Genomic DNA, 215 nt, shown 5'->3' with positions numbered 1-215 from the left:
ATCAGGCGCCACGCGATGCGGTTCGCCGCCGCCTCGAGCCCGGCATAGTCGAGGCGCCACCCGCCCTCGCTCACCGCCACCGCCCCCGGCGTGCGCCCCGCCTGCGCCTCGAACAGCCCCGTCAGCGTCCCGGGCTCGGGCATCCCGCGCCGCGCGCCCGCGAACCCCTCCGTCAGTCGGCCGGCTTCGCCCGGCAGCAGGATCCCGAGCTGCGA

The 215-nt window shown here is 78.1% G+C and carries 1 protein-coding gene; it reads right to left on the bottom strand.

Features of this window, described 5'->3' with window-relative positions; genetic code table 11:
- The coding region (locus JCR33_RS24645; RefSeq protein ID WP_198884799.1) for a hypothetical protein at positions 1-215 on the bottom strand (215 nt) is incomplete at both ends.

Origin of the sequence: Acuticoccus mangrovi (genome assembly GCF_016411865.1) — a bacterium.
Classification (GTDB): domain Bacteria; phylum Pseudomonadota; class Alphaproteobacteria; order Rhizobiales; family Amorphaceae; genus Acuticoccus; species Acuticoccus mangrovi.
Note: the sequence above shows the minus strand (reverse complement) of the source record. Positions and strands in the feature narration are given on the sequence as shown.